This is a genomic window from Citrobacter sedlakii, assembly GCF_018128425.1.
Classification (GTDB): Bacteria; Pseudomonadota; Gammaproteobacteria; order Enterobacterales; family Enterobacteriaceae; genus Citrobacter_A; species Citrobacter_A sedlakii.
Genome location: NZ_CP071070.1, coordinates 2,107,906 through 2,126,684, shown reverse-complemented (window position 1 = coordinate 2,126,684; position 18,779 = coordinate 2,107,906). Strand labels below are relative to the sequence as shown.

The 18,779-nt window shown below is 54.8% G+C and carries 13 protein-coding genes, 2 tRNA genes, 2 other RNA genes and 1 pseudogene; 9 read left to right on the top strand and 9 right to left on the bottom strand.

Annotated elements, in window-relative coordinates:
- Positions 1 to 214: 214 nt before the first annotated feature.
- Positions 215 to 628 carry a histone-like nucleoid-structuring protein H-NS gene (hns, locus tag JY391_RS10170; RefSeq protein WP_012906011.1) on the top strand — a complete coding sequence of 138 codons (414 nt, stop codon included), beginning with the start codon at positions 215 to 217 and terminating at the stop codon, positions 626 to 628.
- A 136-nt stretch (positions 629 to 764) separates the two neighbouring features.
- Here hns and galU read toward each other — a convergent pair whose 3' ends face one another.
- The 3 genes from galU to rssA all read right to left on the bottom strand — a co-directional run bounded on the left by galU (position 765) and on the right by rssA (position 3,889).
- Positions 765 to 1,673 carry a UTP--glucose-1-phosphate uridylyltransferase GalU gene (galU, locus tag JY391_RS10165; protein ID WP_042283556.1) on the bottom strand — a complete coding sequence of 303 codons (909 nt, stop codon included), beginning with the start codon at positions 1,671 to 1,673 and terminating at the stop codon, positions 765 to 767.
- Between the two features lie 201 nt (positions 1,674 to 1,874).
- Positions 1,875 to 2,888 carry a two-component system response regulator RssB gene (rssB, locus tag JY391_RS10160; protein WP_042283560.1) on the bottom strand — a complete coding sequence of 338 codons (1,014 nt, stop codon included), beginning with the start codon at positions 2,886 to 2,888 and terminating at the stop codon, positions 1,875 to 1,877.
- 92 nt (positions 2,889 to 2,980) lie between these two features.
- Positions 2,981 to 3,889, bottom strand: coding sequence for a patatin-like phospholipase RssA (rssA, locus tag JY391_RS10155; RefSeq protein ID WP_211935675.1), 909 nt, complete (start codon positions 3,887 to 3,889; stop codon positions 2,981 to 2,983).
- A 111-nt stretch (positions 3,890 to 4,000) separates the two neighbouring features.
- Here rssA and JY391_RS10150 point away from each other — a divergent pair, with 111 nt between their 5' ends.
- The 6 genes from JY391_RS10150 to JY391_RS10125 all read left to right on the top strand — a co-directional run bounded on the left by JY391_RS10150 (position 4,001) and on the right by JY391_RS10125 (position 6,061).
- Positions 4,001 to 4,459 (top strand): YchJ family protein, encoded by a 459-nt coding sequence (locus JY391_RS10150; RefSeq protein ID WP_211935674.1) that lies wholly within the window; start codon positions 4,001 to 4,003, stop codon positions 4,457 to 4,459.
- A 51-nt stretch (positions 4,460 to 4,510) separates the two neighbouring features.
- Positions 4,511 to 5,353, top strand: a complete 843-nt coding sequence (gene purU, locus JY391_RS10145; protein ID WP_042283572.1) for a formyltetrahydrofolate deformylase — start codon at positions 4,511 to 4,513, stop codon at positions 5,351 to 5,353.
- 157 nt (positions 5,354 to 5,510) lie between these two features.
- A tRNA-Tyr gene (locus tag JY391_RS10140) sits at positions 5,511 to 5,595 on the top strand.
- Positions 5,596 to 5,630: 35 nt separating this feature from the next.
- Positions 5,631 to 5,715, top strand: a tRNA-Tyr gene (locus tag JY391_RS10135).
- A 45-nt stretch (positions 5,716 to 5,760) separates the two neighbouring features.
- Positions 5,761 to 5,891: non-coding RNA, RtT sRNA (locus JY391_RS10130), on the top strand.
- A 45-nt stretch (positions 5,892 to 5,936) separates the two neighbouring features.
- Positions 5,937 to 6,061, top strand: a non-coding RNA gene (locus JY391_RS10125) — RtT sRNA.
- A gap of 49 nt (positions 6,062 to 6,110) precedes the next feature.
- Here JY391_RS10125 and narI read toward each other — a convergent pair.
- The 5 genes and pseudogenes from narI to JY391_RS10100 form a co-directional block, all read right to left on the bottom strand.
- Positions 6,111 to 6,788: a respiratory nitrate reductase subunit gamma gene (gene narI, locus JY391_RS10120; RefSeq protein ID WP_042283575.1), complete on the bottom strand. Its 678-nt coding sequence runs from the start codon at positions 6,786 to 6,788 to the stop codon at positions 6,111 to 6,113.
- Positions 6,788 to 7,498 (bottom strand): nitrate reductase molybdenum cofactor assembly chaperone, encoded by a 711-nt coding sequence (gene narJ / locus JY391_RS10115; protein ID WP_211935673.1) that lies wholly within the window; start codon positions 7,496 to 7,498, stop codon positions 6,788 to 6,790. Before narJ ends, narI begins: the two co-directional genes overlap by 1 nt.
- Positions 7,495 to 9,030, bottom strand: a complete 1,536-nt coding sequence (gene narH, locus JY391_RS10110; RefSeq protein WP_181823082.1) for a nitrate reductase subunit beta — start codon at positions 9,028 to 9,030, stop codon at positions 7,495 to 7,497. The genes narJ and narH overlap by 4 nt, the downstream gene beginning before the upstream one ends.
- A pseudogene (locus JY391_RS10105) lies at positions 9,027 to 12,770 on the bottom strand (nitrate reductase subunit alpha). Before JY391_RS10105 ends, narH begins: the two are co-directional and overlap by 4 nt.
- Positions 12,771 to 13,161: 391 nt before the next feature.
- Positions 13,162 to 14,553 (bottom strand): NarK family nitrate/nitrite MFS transporter, encoded by a 1,392-nt coding sequence (locus JY391_RS10100; protein WP_042283584.1) that lies wholly within the window; start codon positions 14,551 to 14,553, stop codon positions 13,162 to 13,164.
- Positions 14,554 to 14,905: 352 nt separating this feature from the next.
- Here JY391_RS10100 and narX point away from each other — a divergent pair, with 352 nt between their 5' ends.
- Together narX and narL are read left to right on the top strand one after the other, a co-directional pair.
- Positions 14,906 to 16,702: a nitrate/nitrite two-component system sensor histidine kinase NarX gene (gene narX, locus JY391_RS10095; protein WP_199957889.1), complete on the top strand. Its 1,797-nt coding sequence runs from the start codon at positions 14,906 to 14,908 to the stop codon at positions 16,700 to 16,702.
- Positions 16,695 to 17,345 (top strand): two-component system response regulator NarL, encoded by a 651-nt coding sequence (gene narL, locus JY391_RS10090; protein WP_211935672.1) that lies wholly within the window; start codon positions 16,695 to 16,697, stop codon positions 17,343 to 17,345. Before narX ends, narL begins: the two co-directional genes overlap by 8 nt.
- Here the strand turns inward: narL and JY391_RS10085 are convergent, their stop codons facing one another.
- Positions 17,346 to 18,752 carry a YchO/YchP family invasin gene (locus tag JY391_RS10085; protein ID WP_211935671.1) on the bottom strand — a complete coding sequence of 469 codons (1,407 nt, stop codon included), beginning with the start codon at positions 18,750 to 18,752 and terminating at the stop codon, positions 17,346 to 17,348.
- Between the last annotated feature and the right edge of the window lie 27 nt (positions 18,753 to 18,779).

Sequence of the window (18,779 nt, the reverse complement as noted above, 5' to 3'; positions counted from 1 at the left end):
CCGTCCGCCGTCGGGTAAAAAAAGGAGTAACCGCTCTGCCAATAAGCTCTTTTTTGTGCGTTCCTTCAAGAAAATTTTAAGTTCGGATATTAATTGGGGGCAAAAAATAAAGCGCAATTTTGAATTCCTTACATTCCTGGCTATTGCACATCTGAATTTAACGCTCTATTATTAGCTCAACAAACCACCCCAATATAAGTTTGAGATTACTAAAATGAGCGAAGCACTTAAAATTCTGAACAACATCCGTACTCTTCGTGCGCAGGCAAGAGAATGCACCCTGGAAACGCTGGAAGAAATGCTGGAAAAATTAGAAGTTGTTGTTAACGAGCGTCGTGAAGAAGAAAGCGCGGCAGCGGCTGAAGTTGAAGAACGCACTCGTAAACTGCAGCAATACCGCGAAATGCTGATTGCTGATGGCATTGACCCGAATGAACTGCTGAATAGCATGGCTGCGGTTAAATCCGGCACTAAAGCTAAACGTGCAGCACGTCCGGCTAAATATAGCTACGTTGACGAAAACGGCGAAACCAAAACCTGGACCGGCCAGGGCCGTACTCCGGCAGTGATCAAAAAAGCAATGGAAGAGCAAGGTAAACAGCTGGAAGACTTCCTGATCAAGGAATAATCGGTATTTACTTGCCTGAAATCCCGCGTCTCGCGGGATTTTTTTTGCCTGTAATTTCCCAAAATCCCCAGATGCGGCGCATAAAAAACGGCGCTGGAGTGCCGCGCCGCTTAATCACGTTAATTATAACGTCCGGTTACCGCTTAATACCCACTTCGTCTTCAAGCCAGGCCTTAAATTCGCTACCCAGAGAATTATGGCGGATACCATATTCCACAAACGCCTGCATGTAGCCTAATTTATTGCCACAGTCATGGCTCTTGCCTTTCATATGGTAAGCTTCAACGGTTTCTTTTTCGATCAGCATGTCGATTGCATCGGTCAGCTGAATCTCGTCACCGGCTCCCGGAGGCGTTTTCGCCAGCAGTGGCCAGATATCTGCGCTCAGGACATAACGGCCCACAATCGCCAGATTAGACGGCGCGACGTCCGCTTTCGGCTTCTCTACCACGCCAACCATCGGAACGCTCTCGCCCGGGGTTAATTCAACGCCTTTGCAGTCTACGACACCATAAGCGGTTACGTCATCGACCGGTTCCACCATAATCTGGCTATTACCGGTTTCGTCAAAACGGCGAATCATTTCGGCCAGGTTATCCTGAGAGAGATCGGATTCGTACTCATCCAGAATAACGTCCGGCAGAATAACCGCGACAGGCTCGTTACCCACGACGGGATGCGCGCACAATACGGCATGACCTAACCCTTTTGCCAGCCCCTGACGTACCTGCATAATCGTTACGTGCGGTGGGCAAATAGACTGTACCTCTTCGAGCAGCTGACGCTTAACACGTTTTTCCAGCATCGCTTCCAGTTCAAAACTGGTATCAAAATGGTTTTCGATCGAATTTTTCGAAGAGTGAGTCACCAGCACAATTTCAGTGATGCCCGCAGCAATACATTCGTTAACGACATACTGAATTAATGGCTTATCAACCAGCGGCAACATCTCTTTCGGGATCGCTTTTGTCGCCGGTAACATCCTGGTTCCTAATCCCGCTACCGGGATAACGGCTTTTTTGACTTTCGAGTTAATGGCAGCCATTTAAATTCTCCTGGACTGTTCATGTATTGAACGTGTTCATCAATCTGTACCGCATCGAGTATATCAGCACTGACAGAAGCCTCAGGTCCGAAAAGGATGCGCATGCGTATAATTAAGACAAATACGTATAAAACTGGCGCCGATAGTAACACCGGCAGAGAAAGGCAGGGTAAAGCAATTTGCTTGCGCCTGCCCGATCGTTCATTCCGCAGACAACATAAGACGCAACCTGCCGCCTGCTCCCCAAATTTGACATTGCCACGACTCGCAGCGCTGGCTAATTTGGTTGAGATAAGTATTTCCTAACGTCCCAAGCGGAACGCCATTACTGATTTGTACATTATGTGAGCCGGTATTTAATGTTGCATTCAACCCGGCAGAAACCAGTATCAGATTTTTTATCCCGCTATGGTAATACCCCACCAGCAGCGGAAATTGACCGGGTAAATTGGCCTGGCGGAGCAGATGGTTCACCTGTTTTAGCACTGCGCCCAATTCAGGCAGGCGTTGATTCTGATGCCCGAGCTGCTCCTGCAACAGACCATTAAATAACGCCCGCAGGAGTAATGCCGCCAGTACGCCATTATCCCCTGCGCGTGTTACGTCCAGACAATAAAAAGCCAAATCGTTGTCCGACAGCGGCGCGATATCCAGAACCAGCCCCGGTTTATCCGCTGAGACTAACTGCCGGTAATTCACCCGGCAGCGAGAAATAACCTGCTGCACCGGCGGCTGCAGCTCCTGCAGTAATTTTCTGGCGGCAGTCGGATCGCCAACCATCGCATCCCAGTCGCGGAACAGCCTTTCTTCTTCTTCCACCCGCGAATTGAACATATTGGGATAAAGACAGGCGAAGACGGTTTCGCGAAGACGATTGAGATCCTTTACCGGCTTTAGCAATACGTCATCGACCCCCAACCGTAGCGCCTTAGCAATATCGGCCATATTTTCCGTCGCGGAGATAACCAGTATCGGCGTCTGGTCCCCACGGTTACGTAATTGCTCGACAAGTTTGAGTCCGTTCATTCTCGGCATCGCAAGATCGCATATCATGAGATCGGGCGTGAATTCATCAAAACGCTCCAGTGCCTCAACCCCATCACTCGCCAGTGCCGTTGTCGCTCCCAATGAGGAAAACCACGAATCCAGAAGCGAGCGAAATACCGGCTCATCCTCAACGATAAGAATCTGTTTCCCGACCAATGGCTGCGTCATGTTCTCTCCCCTGACTGGCTTTGATCAATAGTGGCATGGTATTGCCACACCTGCCTGTCAGAATTTGCTTAAGTGTAGATAAAAAAGATGCGTCAAACTTCAGCACGCACCAGAGGTAATAGTTCGTCCATCTTTTTTTCCACCGCAAGCCGCCCTGCTTCAATGGCGGCATGGGCACGATGAAAATCCAGTGTGGATATTTGTGGACAGAACGGTTGTATTAATATGTCAGGCGGATCGCCTGCCATGCGGTTACGCTTAAGACGATTTTCCAGAATCTGGATAGACGTCGTCATGATTTCCATCGCGGTTGGCGCGGACACTACACGTCGTGCCGTCATACTGCCCAAACGTTCTTTTAAGCGCGCACGCCAGGACTGGCCTTCAACGTCAGTCTCAGCGCCGTCGCCGTTGACATTCGGTGAGAGGAGATCTTGTTGCATCAGATGCGCATCGTGCTGCAGATCAACGGCAATCACGATATCGGCGCCCATGGCGCGGGTCAGTGAAACAGGAACGGGATTTACCACACCGCCGTCCACCAGCCAGTATCCCTTATGTGCGACAGGAGACATCAGACCAGGAATACTGCAGGAGGCCCGTACCGCAAGATGCAGATCGCCTTCGGTAAACCACAGTTCGCGACCGGTACTGAGGTTAGTGGCGACTGTGGCGAAACGCCGCGAGCACTGTTCGATAGTCTCCACCGGCATGATATTACGATAGTGATTGAACACGCGCTCGCCGCGCAGCAGTCCTCCCCGTCGCCATGAGAGATCCATCAGGCGAAGGACATCCCAGTAGCTGAACGAGCAAACCCACTTTTCCAGCGCAGGTAATTTATCACTGGCATACGCCGCGCCGACTAACGAACCGATGGAACAGCCGGCGACGATGTCAATATCAATGCCCATGTGCCTGAGCGCTTTGATGACACCAATATGTGACCAGCCCCGCGCCGCACCAGACCCCAGCGCCAGACCTATTTTCATCTTTCTCATGTGACCTACAAACTTCCCCTGGCTTTCGAGCGTAGCAACATCTCCATCGCTCAGTTAACATAGCGCCACCTGGACTTTTTATCCGCTGTTTTTTTATCAGGGAGACTATTCGTGTCACAGCTTTGTCCCTGCGGTAGCGCTGTCGAGTATAGCCTATGTTGCCACCAATATGTGTCTGGCGAGCAAGTTGCGCCCGATCCGTCACATCTCATGCGTTCTCGCTACTGCGCTTTTGTGATGAAAGACGCAGATTATTTAATCAAAACCTGGCATCCGGACTGCAATGCCGCGGCGTTCCGCGAAGAGATAAGCGCCGGGTTCGCCAGTACCGAATGGCTCGGCTTAACCGTGTTTGAACAGAGCGGCGCCGAAAGCGATGAACTCGGCTACGTCAGCTTTGTCGCCCGTTTTCGTGAAAACGGCAAAGCGGGCGTCATCCTTGAACGTTCTCGTTTTTTAAAAGAAAACGGTCAGTGGTACTATATAGACGGCACACGCCCACAAATTGGACGAAATGACGCCTGCCCCTGCGGATCAGGTAAAAAATTCAAAAAATGCTGCGGTCAGTAACGCCCGACAGCATTCCTTATGCAAACATTCTCAACAGGATTACCGCTGCAAATGCATTCATTACAACGCAAAGTGCTTCGTACTATTTGCCCGGATCAAAAGGGCCTTATCGCGCGTATTACTAATATTTGCTACAAGCACGAACTGAACATTGTGCAGAACAATGAGTTCGTAGACCACCGCACCGGACGTTTTTTTATGCGTACCGAACTGGAAGGAATTTTTAACGACGCCACGCTGTTGGCCGATCTCGACAGCGCATTGCCTGAAGGCTCCATTCGCGAGTTGAATCCGGCAGGACGTCGTCGTGTGGTGATTCTGGTCACGAAAGAAGCGCATTGTCTGGGCGATCTGCTAATGAAAGCCAATTATGGCGGACTGGATGTTGAAATTGCCGCTGTGATAGGCAACCACGAGACCCTGCGTTCTTTAGTGGAGCGTTTTGAGATTCCTTTCGAGCTGGTCAGCCATGAGGGCCTGACTCGTGAAGAGCATGATAAGCAGATGGCGGACGCCATTGACGCGCACCAGCCGGACTACGTCGTGCTGGCAAAATACATGCGGGTACTGACGCCAGCGTTCGTCGCGCGTTTCCCGAACAAGATCATCAATATTCATCACTCGTTCCTGCCTGCCTTTATCGGCGCGCGTCCGTACCACCAGGCCTACGAGCGCGGCGTAAAAATCATTGGCGCGACAGCGCACTATGTCAACGACAATCTGGATGAAGGCCCTATTATCATGCAGGACGTAATCCACGTGGATCATACCTATACCGCGGAGGATATGATGCGCGCGGGTCGTGACGTAGAGAAGAACGTGCTGAGCCGCGCGTTGTATCAGGTACTGGCCCAGCGCGTCTTTGTGTACGGTAACCGAACGATCATTCTTTAATCGGCAGCGAAATGAATTGGTTACCTTTGCGTCTTTACGGGCAAAAATCAGGCAACCAGTTCATTTTTGTCACCGGAATGCTTTACAGTGGCGCGTCATTTGATATGATGCGCCCCGCTTCCCAAAAGGAAGCAGGCCAGTAAATGCTTTACCCCGTGGTGGGGTTCCCGAGCGGCCAAAGGGAGCAGACTGTAAATCTGCCGTCATCGACTTCGAAGGTTCGAATCCTTCCCCCACCACCATTTCCGAGCTGTACCTCAAACGATGAATTACCCCTGGTGGGGTTCCCGAGCGGCCAAAGGGAGCAGACTGTAAATCTGCCGTCACAGACTTCGAAGGTTCGAATCCTTCCCCCACCACCATCACTTCCAAATATCCCAATACCACCCTAAAGCACAATGCCTTATGTTCTTCCATTGCGGGGAAGGATGAGAAGCTTCGACTAAGGTTCGATTCGAGCGTAGCGAGAAAGCGTTGCCACAGGCAACGACCCGAAGGGCAAGGCGCAACGCGCCGGGTAATCCTTCCCCCACCACCATCACTTCCAAATATCCCAATACTACCCTAAAGCACAATGCCTTATGTTCTTCCATTGCGGGGAAGGATGAGAAGCTTCGACTAAGGTTCGATTCGAGCACAGCGAGAAAGCGTTGCCGCAGGCAACGACCCGAAGGGCGAGGCGCAGCCGCCATCCGACGCTTTCACTGAAAACAAAAAACCCCGCCGAAGCAGGGTTTATCATCAGACAGCCATCGAATCAGCGACGTGCACGCACAATCTGGTATTTGCGCGTCAGGTACTCTACCGGCGCGCTCCAGATATGCACGAGACGGGAGAACGGGAACAGCAGGAATAGCGTCATCCCGAGTACCAGGTGCAGACGGAAAATAAACGCCACGCCGTCAAGATGCGCCGAGGCGCCACCGTGGAAAGTCACGACAGACTGCGCCCAGCCGACCAGCTTCATCATCTCGCTACCGTCCATATGCTGAGCGGAGAACGGTATCGTCAGCAGCCCCAGCGCGCACTGAATCACCAGCAGCGACAGGATCAGAATATCTGCGCCAGTGGTCGTTGCCCGTACGCGTGGACTGAACAGACGGCGTTTCAGCAGCAGTACGCCGCCGACCAGGGTCATCAGACCCGCCGCCCCGCCACCGATCATCGCCATCTTTTGCTTTACGTCGACAGGCAGGAAGGATTCATACATCCAGTGAGGCGTTAACATACCGAGAAAGTGACCGGCAAAGATCCCCAAAATGCCGAAATGGAACAGGTTAGACGCCAGGTTCATCCCCTTGCGATCCAGCATCTGGCTGGATGCGGCACGCCAGGTGTACTGACCATAGTCATAGCGTAGCCAACTGCCAATCAGAAAGACCGACCCGGCGATGTACGGGTAGATATCAAAGAAGAACATATTCAGGAAGTGCATTATTGCTGTCCTCCGGTGGTGATATTCAGGTATTGCGGCGCGACGGCGCCAGCAAAACGACGTTGGTGAGCAGCGATTTCCGACTCGCCGCAGCCCTGATCGGCAAAGAATTTCACCTGCTCTTCTTCCCAGACCGCATCAAGCGCCTGCGGCGTATCGTCGCGCACTTCATCCGCAATTTTTTCGGCGACTTTGTCGCTGTCGATGGTGGTCTTCGCCAGCTTCAGCAGCAGGTCGAACAGCACCGCATAGCGGCTTTCACGCTGTTGCAAGCGCGCGCTCAGCAACGCCAGAATCGGCGCGATATCCTGCAAACCGCCCAGCGCCTCGTTTTTCGGCAACTGCGCCAGGTATTCGAGATACAGCGGCAGATGATCCGGCAATTCGCGGCTGTCGAGTTGCAACCCGTGCTGCTCATACTGCGCCATCAGGTCAACCATCGCCTGACCACGATCGCGTGACTCGCCGTGCACATGTTCAAACAGCAGCAGCGACGTGGCGCGCCCGCGGTCAAACAGTTCGCTGTAACTGGCCTGCACATCCAGCATGTCCTGTGCGGTTAAATCACGCAGGAAAACGCTGAGCTGATGCGCATCCTCTTTATCGAGGTTTTCCGATGACGCGAGTGCTTCGTAAAGCTCCCGCTGATGCTGCCACAGGGCAGCATCAGGGTACTCGAGCAGACGCGAAACAATGACGAGTTCAATCATTGGTGCGACTCCGTTTTGCTGGTCACATCGATGGCATCAATGCGGCGACTGTTGAACAGGTTGAACTTGCTGTCAGAACCGTGGCAGCCGTCGCCGAAGGTAAAGCCACAGCCGCTTTTCTCCGGGAACGCATCACGCGCCAGTTCACGGTGGCTGCTCGGCACCACAAAACGATCTTCGTAGTTAGCGATCGCCAGATAACGATACATCTCCTGAGCCTGCGCTTCACTTAAGCCCACTTCTTCCAGCGCGCGAGTATCCGCTTTGCCGTCTACGGTTTCCGCACGTTTGTAATGACGCATCGCCAACATACGTTTCAGCGCCAGCAGCACCGGCTGGGTATCCCCTGCCGTCAGCAGATTCGCCAGGTACTGAACCGGAATACGCAGGCTCTCCACGTCCGGCAGAATACCGTTGCTGCCCAGTTCGCCCGCATCCGCGGCAGACTGAATCGGCGACAGCGGCGGCACATACCAGACCATCGGCAGCGTACGGTATTCCGGATGTAGCGGCAGCGCCAGCTTCCAGTCCATCGCCATTTTGTACACCGGCGACTGCTGCGCCGCGTCAATCACGCTCTGCGGCACGCCGTCTTTCAGCGCCTGTTCGATCACTGCCGGATCGTTCGGATCGAGGAACACATCAAGCTGACGCTGATACAGGTCCTTCTCGTTTTCGGTGCTGGCGGCATTCTCAATCGCATCGGCGTCGTACAACAGCACGCCGAGGTAGCGGATACGACCGACACAGGTTTCAGAGCACACAGTCGGCTGACCGGCTTCGATACGCGGGTAACAGAAGATGCACTTCTCTGACTTGCCGCTCTTCCAGTTGAAGTAGATTTTTTTGTACGGGCAGCCGGTGATGCACATACGCCAGCCGCGGCACTTGTCCTGGTCGATCAGCACGATGCCGTCTTCTTCACGCTTATAAATGGCGCCGCTCGGACAAGTCGCCACACATGCCGGGTTCAGGCAGTGTTCGCACAGACGCGGCAGGTACATCATGAAGGTGTTTTCGAACTGGCCGTACATCGCCTTCTGCATGTTTTCGAAGTTCTGGTCTTTGGCGCGTTTTTCAAACTCGCCGCCCAGAATCTCCTCCCAGTTCGGGCCGCTGGTGATCTTGTCCATCCGCTGGCCGGTGATCAGCGAGCGCGGACGGGCGATCGGCTGGTGTTTACTTTCCGGCGCGGTATGCAGATTCTGATAGTCGTAGTCAAACGGCTCATAGTAATCATCAATGCCCGGCAGATGCGGGTTGGCGAAAATTTTACCGAGCAGCATCGCACGGTTACCCATGCGCGGCTGCAGTTTGCCGTTGATTTTACGGATCCAGCCGCCCTTCCATTTCTCCTGGTTTTCCCAGTCGTTCGGGAAGCCGACGCCCGGTTTGCTTTCCACATTGTTGAACCAGGCGTATTCCATGCCTTCACGACTGGTCCAGACGTTTTTACAGGTCACTGAACAGGTGTGGCAGCCGATGCACTTATCGAGATTCAGCACCATGCCGACTTGTGAACGAATTTTCATTTTACGCTCTCCTGTACCTGGTCATTGCCTTCGCCATCCAACCAGTTAATGTTCTTCATCTTACGTACCACCACAAATTCATCGCGGTTAGAGCCGACGGTGCCGTAGTAGTTAAAACCGTAGGCCAGTTGCGCATAACCCCCGATCATATGGGTTGGTTTCGGCGTAATACGGGTAACCGAGTTGTGGATCCCGCCGCGCTGCTGCGTGATTTCCGAGCCCGGCAGGTTCACGATACGTTCCTGCGCGTGGTACATCATGGTCATCCCCGCAGGCACGCGCTGGCTGACGACTGCGCGCGCGGTCAGCGCACCGTTGCTGTTAAACACTTCGATCCAGTCGTTATCTTCAATCCCCAGATCTTTCGCATCGATTTCGCTCATCCAGACAATCGGACCGCCGCGAGAGAGCGTCAGCATCAGCAGGTTGTCGCTGTAGGTAGAGTGGATACCCCACTTCTGGTGCGGCGTCAGGAAGTTGAGCGCTTTTTCCGGGTTACCGTTGGATTTCTCGCCCATGACCGCTTTCACCGAACGGGTGTCGATTGGCGGACGGTAAACCAGCAGGCTTTCGCCAAAATCACGCATCCACTGGTGATCCTGATACAGCGACTGGCGACCAGACAGGGTTCGCCACGGAATCAGCTCGTGAACGTTGGTGTAGCCGGCGTTATAGGACACGTGCTCATCTTCCAGGCCAGACCAGGTCGGGCTGGAGATGATCTTACGCGGCTGCGCCTGAATATCGCGGAAGCGAATTTTCTCTTCCTCTTTATTTGTCGCCAGATGCGTATGGTCACGACCGGTAAACTCGCTGAGCGCCGCCCAGGCTTTAACCGCCACCTGACCGTTGGTTTCCGGCGCCAGCGTCAGGATCATCTCTGCCGCATCAATCGCTGTGTTGAGCATCGGCTGGCCTTTCGCCGGCCCCTCTGCCTTGGTGTAATTGAGCTTGCGCAGCAGATCCATTTCGCTTTGGGTATTCCACGCGATGCCTTTACCGCCGTTACCGATTTTCTCCATCAGCGGGCCGATAGAGGTGAAACGCTCATAGGTTGCCGGATAGTCGCGCTCCACGGTCATGATGTGCGGCGCGGTGACGCCCGGAATCAGGTCGCATTCGCCTTTTTTCCAGTCCTTCACGTCCAGCGGCTGCGCCAGCTCGGCGGCTGAGTCATGCTGGATCGGCAGCGTGACGACGTCTGTTTCCTGGCCGAGATGGCCGACGCACACCTCAGAGAATTTTTTCGCGATGCCTTTATAGATTTCCCAGTCGCTTTTTGATTCCCAGGCCGGGTCGACGGCGGCGGAAAGCGGATGAATAAACGGATGCATATCCGAGGTATTCATGTCGTCTTTTTCGTACCAGGTCGCGGTCGGCAACACGATGTCGGAGTACAGACAGGTGCTCGACAGACGGAAATCCAGCGTCACCACCAGATCCAGCTTGCCGTCGAGGCCATTGTCCCGCCATTCGACTTCTTCCGGCTTCACGCCGCCCTGCTGTCCCAGATCTTTCCCCTGAATCCCGTTTTCGGTACCGAGCAGATACTTGAGCATGTACTCATGGCCCTTACCGGAAGACCCCAGCAGGTTGGAGCGCCAGATAAACAGGTTACGCGGATGGTTTTTACCGTTTTCCGGCTGTTCGGCCGCAAAGCGAATTGAGCCGTCTTTAAGCGATTTAACGGTGTAATCGACCGGCGTCATGCCTGCTTTTTTGGCTTCTTCTGCGATGGTCAGCGGGTTGGTGCCCAACTGCGGCGCCGACGGCAACCACCCCATACGCTCAGCGCGCACGTTGAAGTCGATCAGATGCCCGCTATAGCGGGATTTGTCCGCCAGCGGCGACAGCAATTCCTGCGCGGTGACCGTTTCGTAGCGCCACTGGCTGGAGTGATTGTAGAAATAAGAGGTGCTGTTCATATGGCGCGCTGGACGCTGCCAGTCGAGCGCAAAGGCCAGCGGCTGCCAGCCGGTCTGCGGACGCAGTTTTTCCTGGCCGACATAGTGCGCCCAACCGCCGCCGCTCTGGCCAATACAACCGCAGAACACCAGCATATTGATCAAACCGCGATAGTTCATATCGAGGTGATACCAGTGGTTCAGCCCGGCGCCAACAATGATCATTGAACGACCGTGGGTTTTATCGGCATTATCGGCAAATTCACGGGCGATGCGCACGATGTGCGCGCGTGGGACACCGGTGATTTGCTCAGCCCACGCCGGAGTGTACGCTTTAATGTCGTCCTAGCTGGTCGCGCAGTTGGCGTCGTTCAGGCCACGCTCCAGACCATAGTTGGCCATCGTCAGGTCGTACACGGTGGTGACCAGCGCAGAGGTGCCGTCCGCCAGTTGCAGACGTTTGGCCGGCAGTTTGTGCAACAGAACGTTTTCCAGTTCAACTTTGTTGAAATGTTCTGTGCCTTCCCCGCCAAAGTACGGGAAGCCAACTTCGGCGATCTCGTCCTGGCTGCCCAGCAGGCTCAGTTGCAATTCTGTCTCAGCGCCGGTCGTCCCATCGCGCTGCTCGAGGTTCCATTTGCCTTTTTCGCCCCAGCGGAAACCAATTGAGCCGTTCGGCGCCACCATGTCGCCGTTGCTGTTCATGGCGACAGTTTTCCACTGCGGATTGTTTTCCTGGCCCAGCGCATCGACGAGGTCGGCGGCGCGCAGCATACGGCCTGCGGCGTAATAACCGTCGCGCTCTTCCAGCATCACCAGCATCGGCATGTCGGTGTAGCGACGCACATAGTCAGTAAAATACTGGCTCGGGTTGTCGAGATGGAATTCGCGCAGCATAACGTGGCCCATCGCCAGCGCCATCGCCGCATCGGTGCCCTGCTTCGGCGCCAGCCATAAATCACAGAGCTTGGCGATCTCGGCATAGTCCGGCGTGACCGCAACGGTCTTGGTGCCTTTGTAGCGCACTTCTGTAAAGAAGTGGGCATCCGGAGTACGGGTCTGCGGAACGTTGGATCCCCAGGCAATGATGTAGCTGGAGTTATACCAGTCGGCGGATTCCGGCACGTCGGTCTGCTCGCCCCAGGTCTGCGGAGACGCCGGAGGCAGGTCGCAATACCAGTCGTAGAAGCTCAGGCAGGTGCCGCCTATCAAAGAGAGATAACGCGCGCCAGAGGCATAAGAGACCATCGACATCGCCGGGATCGGCGAGAAGCCCGCAACGCGGTCCGGGCCGTAGGTTTTAACGGTATAGACGTTCGAGGCCGCAATCAGTTCATTCACTTCCTGCCAGGAAGAACGCACGAAGCCGCCGCGACCGCGCGCCTGCTTGAAGCTTTTTGCTTTGTCGGCGTCTTCAATGATGGATGCCCAGGCATCAACCGGATCGCTGTGCAGTTTTTTCGCCTCACGCCACATCTTCATCAGACGTTTGCGCATCAGCGGATATTTCAGTCGGTTAGCGCTGTAGAGATACCAGGAGTAGCTCGCCCCACGCGGGCAGCCTCGCGGCTCGTGGTTCGGCATGTCGGGACGGGTACGCGGGTAATCGGTTTGCTGGGTTTCCCAGGTCACCAGACCGTTCTTGACGTAGATTTTCCAGCTGCATGAGCCGGTGCAGTTCACCCCGTGCGTCGAACGCACGATTTTATCGTGCTGCCAGCGGCTTCTGTATCCATCTTCCCAGTCCCGGTTAGTTTCGAGAAGCTGGCCGTGCCCATCGGCAAAGGTTTCGCCCTTCTGCTTGAAGTAGCGAAACCGATCCAGGAATTTACTCATCGGTTCTCTCCTGTGGGAGCCTGACGGCTCTCTGATAAATCGACATTGCTTAATTGCTGCTGACGGTAACGCGCTGAAAGGACGTGGGAATTGATAACGATCAAGGCAGACCGGGAACAAAACGACGGGTAAATTTGGTTATACCCCTTTTGGGGGATTTAACAAAAATATATAACCTTATGTTTTTAATGAAAATATTTTCTTCCAATACTACGCTAAATGTTAAATTTTACCGGGGTGGGTATTAAGGGGTATGCCCCCTGCATGACCCCTTTACGCCGATGTAACCGACAGGCTAAGCGTCTAAAAATTTATCAGTATGTTGTAACTAATTGCAGGATAAAAAAAGCGCGGTCTAACACCGCGCAAAGGATAATCAATAACGACTTTTTTATTTATTGGAATGGCGCCCATATACCAGCCAGGTGATAACCACGCAGGCGATATAGAAGAACAGGAACACTTTCATTGCACCAACCGGCGAACCGGTTAACGCAAGCGATGTGCCGAACGCTTTCGGGATAAAGAAACCGCCAATCGCGCCAATGGCCGAGATAAAGCCCAGCGCTGCCGCCGTGTCGGTAGCCGCTTCTCGCATCGCTTTTTCTTCCGAACCGCCTTCCGCTTTTACGCGGTCCATCGTCAGCTTACGGAAAATCACCGAGATCATCTGAAACGTTGAACCGCTCCCCAGCCCGGCGGTCATGAACAAGGCAAGGAACACCACAAAGAAGGCGATAAAGCTGCCGCCGGTACCGTTTGTGGGCAGCGTCAGGAACAACAGACCGCTGAATATCGCCATCAGCACGAAGTTCACCAGCGTGACGCGGGTACCGCCGAGACGGTCGGAAATAGCCCCGCCCGCCGAGCGCGCCAGCGCGCCAATAAACGGCCCAAAGAAGGCGTAATGCAGAATCTGTACATCAGGGAACTGAGTTTTCGACAGCATCGCAAACCCGGCAGAAAAGCCGATGAACGAGCCAAACGTCGCCAGATACAGCAGGCTCATGATCCACAAGTGGCCGCGTTTCAGGACCGGTAGCTGCTCTTTCAGAGACGCTTTGGAAGTCGCCAGTTCATTCATACCAAACCATGCGGCCAGGGTGAAAATGGCCAGGAACGGCACCCAAATCCACGCGGCGTTCGCCAGGTACAGCTGCGAACCGTCGGGTTGTTCAACACCGTGACTGCCGAAGAGGGCGAAAATGGACAGCGATACCACCAGCGGCGCAACCAGTTGCATGACGCTCACGCCCATGTTGCCGAGACCACCGTTCAGACCCAGCGCGCCACCTTGCTTCTGTTTTGGAAAGAAAAAGCTGATGTTCGCCATACTGGAGGCAAAGTTAGCCCCGGCAAAACCGCACAGCAGAGAGATCAGAATAAAAGTGCTGAACGGCGTGGAGGTATCCTGTACCGCAAACCCTAACCATACGCACGGCACAATCAAAATCCCGGTGCTGAAGGCGGTCCAGCGGCGTCCGCCAAATACCGGCACCATGAAAGAGTACGGCACACGCAGCAGCGCGCCGGAAACTGACGGCAACGCAGTCAGCATAAACAGCTGATCGGTGGTGAAGTTAAATCCTACCTTCGGCAAATTGACCGCCACAGCACTGAACAACATCCATACGCAAAACGCCAGCAGCAGACAAGGGACGGAAATCCACAGGTTGCGGCTGGCGATGCGATGACCCCGTTGCGCCCAGAATGCCGGATCTTCCGGACGCCATTCTGTAATTACTGCTCCAGATGCCCTTTCAGGGACGGATGAATGACTCATAGACACCTCTGATACTCGATTTAATGTCTGCCACCTTAGGGTTTACGGGATTTGGTAAGTTGATATAAATCAAAGGAAAAGCCGTCATTCTGCGGCCCAAAAAATGATGATCACCCTAAGTGAGTAGCGCGTATCGGTAAAAAATATGTGGTTTTTCACCATACTGAGTCACCCTACTCCCTCCTTCGCAAAACCCCTGCCACTCGCGGCAATTAAGAGGTAACTCGTTTTAGGTATGGGTATACTCCAGGTGATAGCCGAGAATAACGCCACTGCCCGCCCTCAACCGCAGTATCGTCATTCATTGGGGTCACGACTCCCCGCAGCCAGTGACCTGAAGGAAGAAGGTTTTATGCTTAAACGTTGTCTCTCTCCGCTCACGCTGGTCAACCAGGTAGCGCTTATCGTCATGCTCTCCACGGCTCTTGGGATGGCGGGAATGGCTGTTTCCGGCTGGCTGGTACAGGGCGTTCAGGGCAGTGCCCACGCCATCAACAAAGCCGGTTCGTTGCGCATGCAGAGCTATCGCCTGCTCGCCGCGGTGCCGCTACAGGGTAACGATCAGAAATTGCTGGACGAGATGGAACAGACGGCATTTAGCCCGGAGCTAAGCCGCGCCGCGCAGCGCGACGGCCAGCAGGCGCAGCTTAAGGCCTTACAGGCATACTGGCGCAGCGAGCTGTTGCCCGGTCTGCAACAGGCCAACAGCCGCGAGGCGGTCGCCGCTGACGTCGGACGCTTCGTTACCGGTCTGGATAATCTGGTTTCGGCGTTTGACCATACCACGGAAATGCGTATCGAACGCGTGGTGATGGTACATCGGATGATGGCGATTTTTATGGCGCTGCTGCTGGTCTTTACCATCATCTGGTTACGCGCGCGCTTGCTTCAACCCTGGAAACAGCTGCTGTCGATGGCCCGCGCCGTCAGCCATCGCGACTTTACCCAACGCGCACGCATCAGCGGACGTAACGAGATGGCAATGCTCGGCGATGCGCTGAACAACATGTCTGACGAACTGGCGGAAAGCTATTCAGTTCTCGAGCAGCGGGTAAAAGAGAAAACCGCCGGGCTGGAGCAAAAGAATCAAATCCTTTCGTTCCTCTGGCAGGCAAACCGCCGTCTGCACTCGCAGGCACCGCTGTGCGAGCGGCTCTCGCCGGTGCTGAATGGACTGCAAAACTTGACGCTGCTGCACGACATTGAGTTGCGGGTTTATGACCAGGAAGATGAAGATAATCATCAGGAATTTACCTGTCAGTCTGACAGTAGCTGCGACGACAAGGGCTGCCATTTGTGTCCGCGCGGAACATTGCCGGAGAGTGACGGCGGCATGACCCTGAAATGGCGTCTGACCGACACCCACACCCAGTACGGCATTCTGCTGGCAACCCTGCCGCCGGGCGGACACCTGAGCCACGATCAGCAGCAACTGGTCGACACGTTAGTCGAACAGCTTACCGCTACGCTGGCGTTGGATCGTCATCAGGAACGCCAGCAGCAGTTGATTGTCATGGAAGAGCGTGCAACCATTGCGCGCGAACTGCATGATTCCATTGCCCAATCGCTGTCCTGTATGAAGATGCAGGTCAGTTGTTTGCAAATGCAGGGTGACACGTTACCGGAAAGCAGCCGCGAGTTGCTGAGCCAGATCCGCAATGAACTGAACGCTTCGTGGGCGCAATTGCGCGAACTGTTAACCACTTTCCGGCTACAGCTGACCGAGCCTGGACTGCGTCCTGCGCTGGAAGCCAGTTGCCAGGAATACAGTGCCCGCTTTGGCTTTACGGTAAAACTGGATTACCAGTTGCCGCCCCGCCTGGTGCCGTCGCATCAGGCTATTCACCTGCTGCAAATTGCCCGCGAAGCGTTAAGCAACGCGCTCAAACATTCGCAGGCCGATGAAGTGGTCGTCACTGCGGCGCTAAAAGGTAAGCAGGTGAAATTAACCGTCCAGGACAACGGCTGCGGCGTGCCTGAAAACGCCGAACGCAGCAATCATTATGGCATGATCATTATGCGTGACCGGGCCCAGAGCCTGCGCGGTGATTGCCGGGTGCGCCGTCGCGAGACGGGAGGCACTGAAGTCGCTGTCACCTTTATTCCCGAAAAATACTTCACTGAAGTGCAAGGAGATACCCATGAATAATCCGGAACAGGCAACCATCCTGCTCATCGACGATCATCCGATGCTGCGGACCGGCGTCAAACAGCTTGTCAGCATGGCTGCGGACATTACCGTGGTCGGCGAGGCCAGCAATGGCGAACAGGGTATTGAACTGGCGGAATCGCTTGACCCGGATCTGATCCTGCTGGACCTGAATATGCCTGGCATGAACGGTCTGGAAACCCTCGACAAGCTACGGGAAAAGGCGTTGTCTGGCCGTATCGTGGTGTTCAGCGTCTCAAACCATGAAGAAGACGTGGTCACCGCGCTCAAACGCGGCGCGGATGGCTACCTGCTAAAAGATATGGAGCCGGAAGATCTGTTGAAGTCCTTACAGCAGGCCGCCGCCGGCGAAATGGTGTTGAGCGAAGCGTTAACGCCAGTGCTGGCCGCCAGCCTGCGCGCCAACCGCGCCACTTCTGACCGCGACGTGACCCAGCTTACCCCGCGCGAGCGCGATATCCTGAAGCTCATCGCCCAGGTTCTGCCAAATAAAATGATCGCCCGCCGTCTGGACATCACCGAAAGCACGGTAAAAGTTCACGTCAAACATATGCTGAAAAAAATGAAGCTGAAATCGCGTGTAGAAGCCGCGGTATGGGTGCATCAGGAACGCATCTTCTGATTACTCCTCCGGGAGCAGTCGCCAGCGCGGATCGTCATCCGGCATCGCCATAAACGGCTCCGTCAGCGCAAGCGTGATCTCATTGGAGGAGACACGCTGACCTTTTTCGTCTTCCACCACCACCGACAACCGCCAGCGGTTGGTCGCCCCTTCACTGCTGTCCCATGCTGGCATAATGATCGTCCAGCCATCAATGCTGTCAGGATCAGGCCCGGAGGTCAGGCTCAGCGCCTGGGTATCGCCCTGCCAGGTCAGGTGGCGCACTCCGTGCAGACTGCGCACCTGGAGTTTCAGCGCTACCGTTTCTCCGGCATGCAGATCCCACGGCGGCGTCGCCAGAAACGCGCTCAACGTTTTGCGCTGGCGATATTCCATGGTAGGCAGGTTGTTACGCTGTGGATTGTCATAGCGACTGCCGCGCAGTGATTGACTGGCCGCCACTTCGCTGGCAGACAATTGCTTTTTCAGCGGTACGCCGAAGCGATAATTGAGGTTCAGGCCAAGATTGTTCTGGCTGACGCCGCTCTCGCCCTGCTTGTGCTGGGCGGTCACCGTGACCAGCGGCACCGGGGTGTAATTGAGCCCCAGACTCACCGCCACCGGATTATGGTAGCCCGTCCCGGAGTCAAACAGATCGACGCTGTCGCCAAAATATTGTTCCACACTGACCCGGGTATTGAGGTGCTGGTAGAACGGCATACGCATTTCCGCGCTGAGGTCATAACCGCGCGCCATCCGCTGTTCCAGCGTATCCGTGTGCGTCTGCCAGGAGGCGAACGGCTGGTAATAATTCGCGGACAGACGTAAATATTCCCCCCACGCTTCCGCTCCCAGCCCTGCGCGCTGCAGGTTTTCATCGAGAAGATTGTCGTAAAAGGTGTTATAGCCCAGCAACCAGCCGTCGCGCGCCCAACGCTGTCCGATACCGACATTGCTCACCAGCCCATCGTCCTGTTGCGTCAGGCCCAGTTGACTCCAGGTGAGGTAGCGGGTGTTATCCTGCCAGGGGATAAACCAGCTTCCGCGGCTACCGTTGAAATTGCCTTCGTTGTCGACCTGGACATTGACGCTGGCGTTGCCCCACGGCGACAGCCAGGTTTCCAGTTGCTGGTTCACCTGCTCGCTGAGGGCGTCGCGCACCTGTTCGAAGGCGAACTGTTTCGCCTGCTCGCCCGCATCCAGGCCGTTATCGGTCATACTTGCTTCGCCAAAGGCCTTCATCATTTCCGCGAAATGCTTTTCCCCCTCGTTTGACGTTGGGGTCATTCCCAGGTCGGGCAAACCATCCTGATTATTATCGAACGGATTCTCGGCCTGATGGATAAACGTAGATTGCGCGCAGGCGTGACCGCCCGCCAGCAGCAGGAACAGGGAGAACAGCGTGGGATGAGAAACAAAACGGCTCAAATCAGCGGCGGCTTCTTACGTCTATCG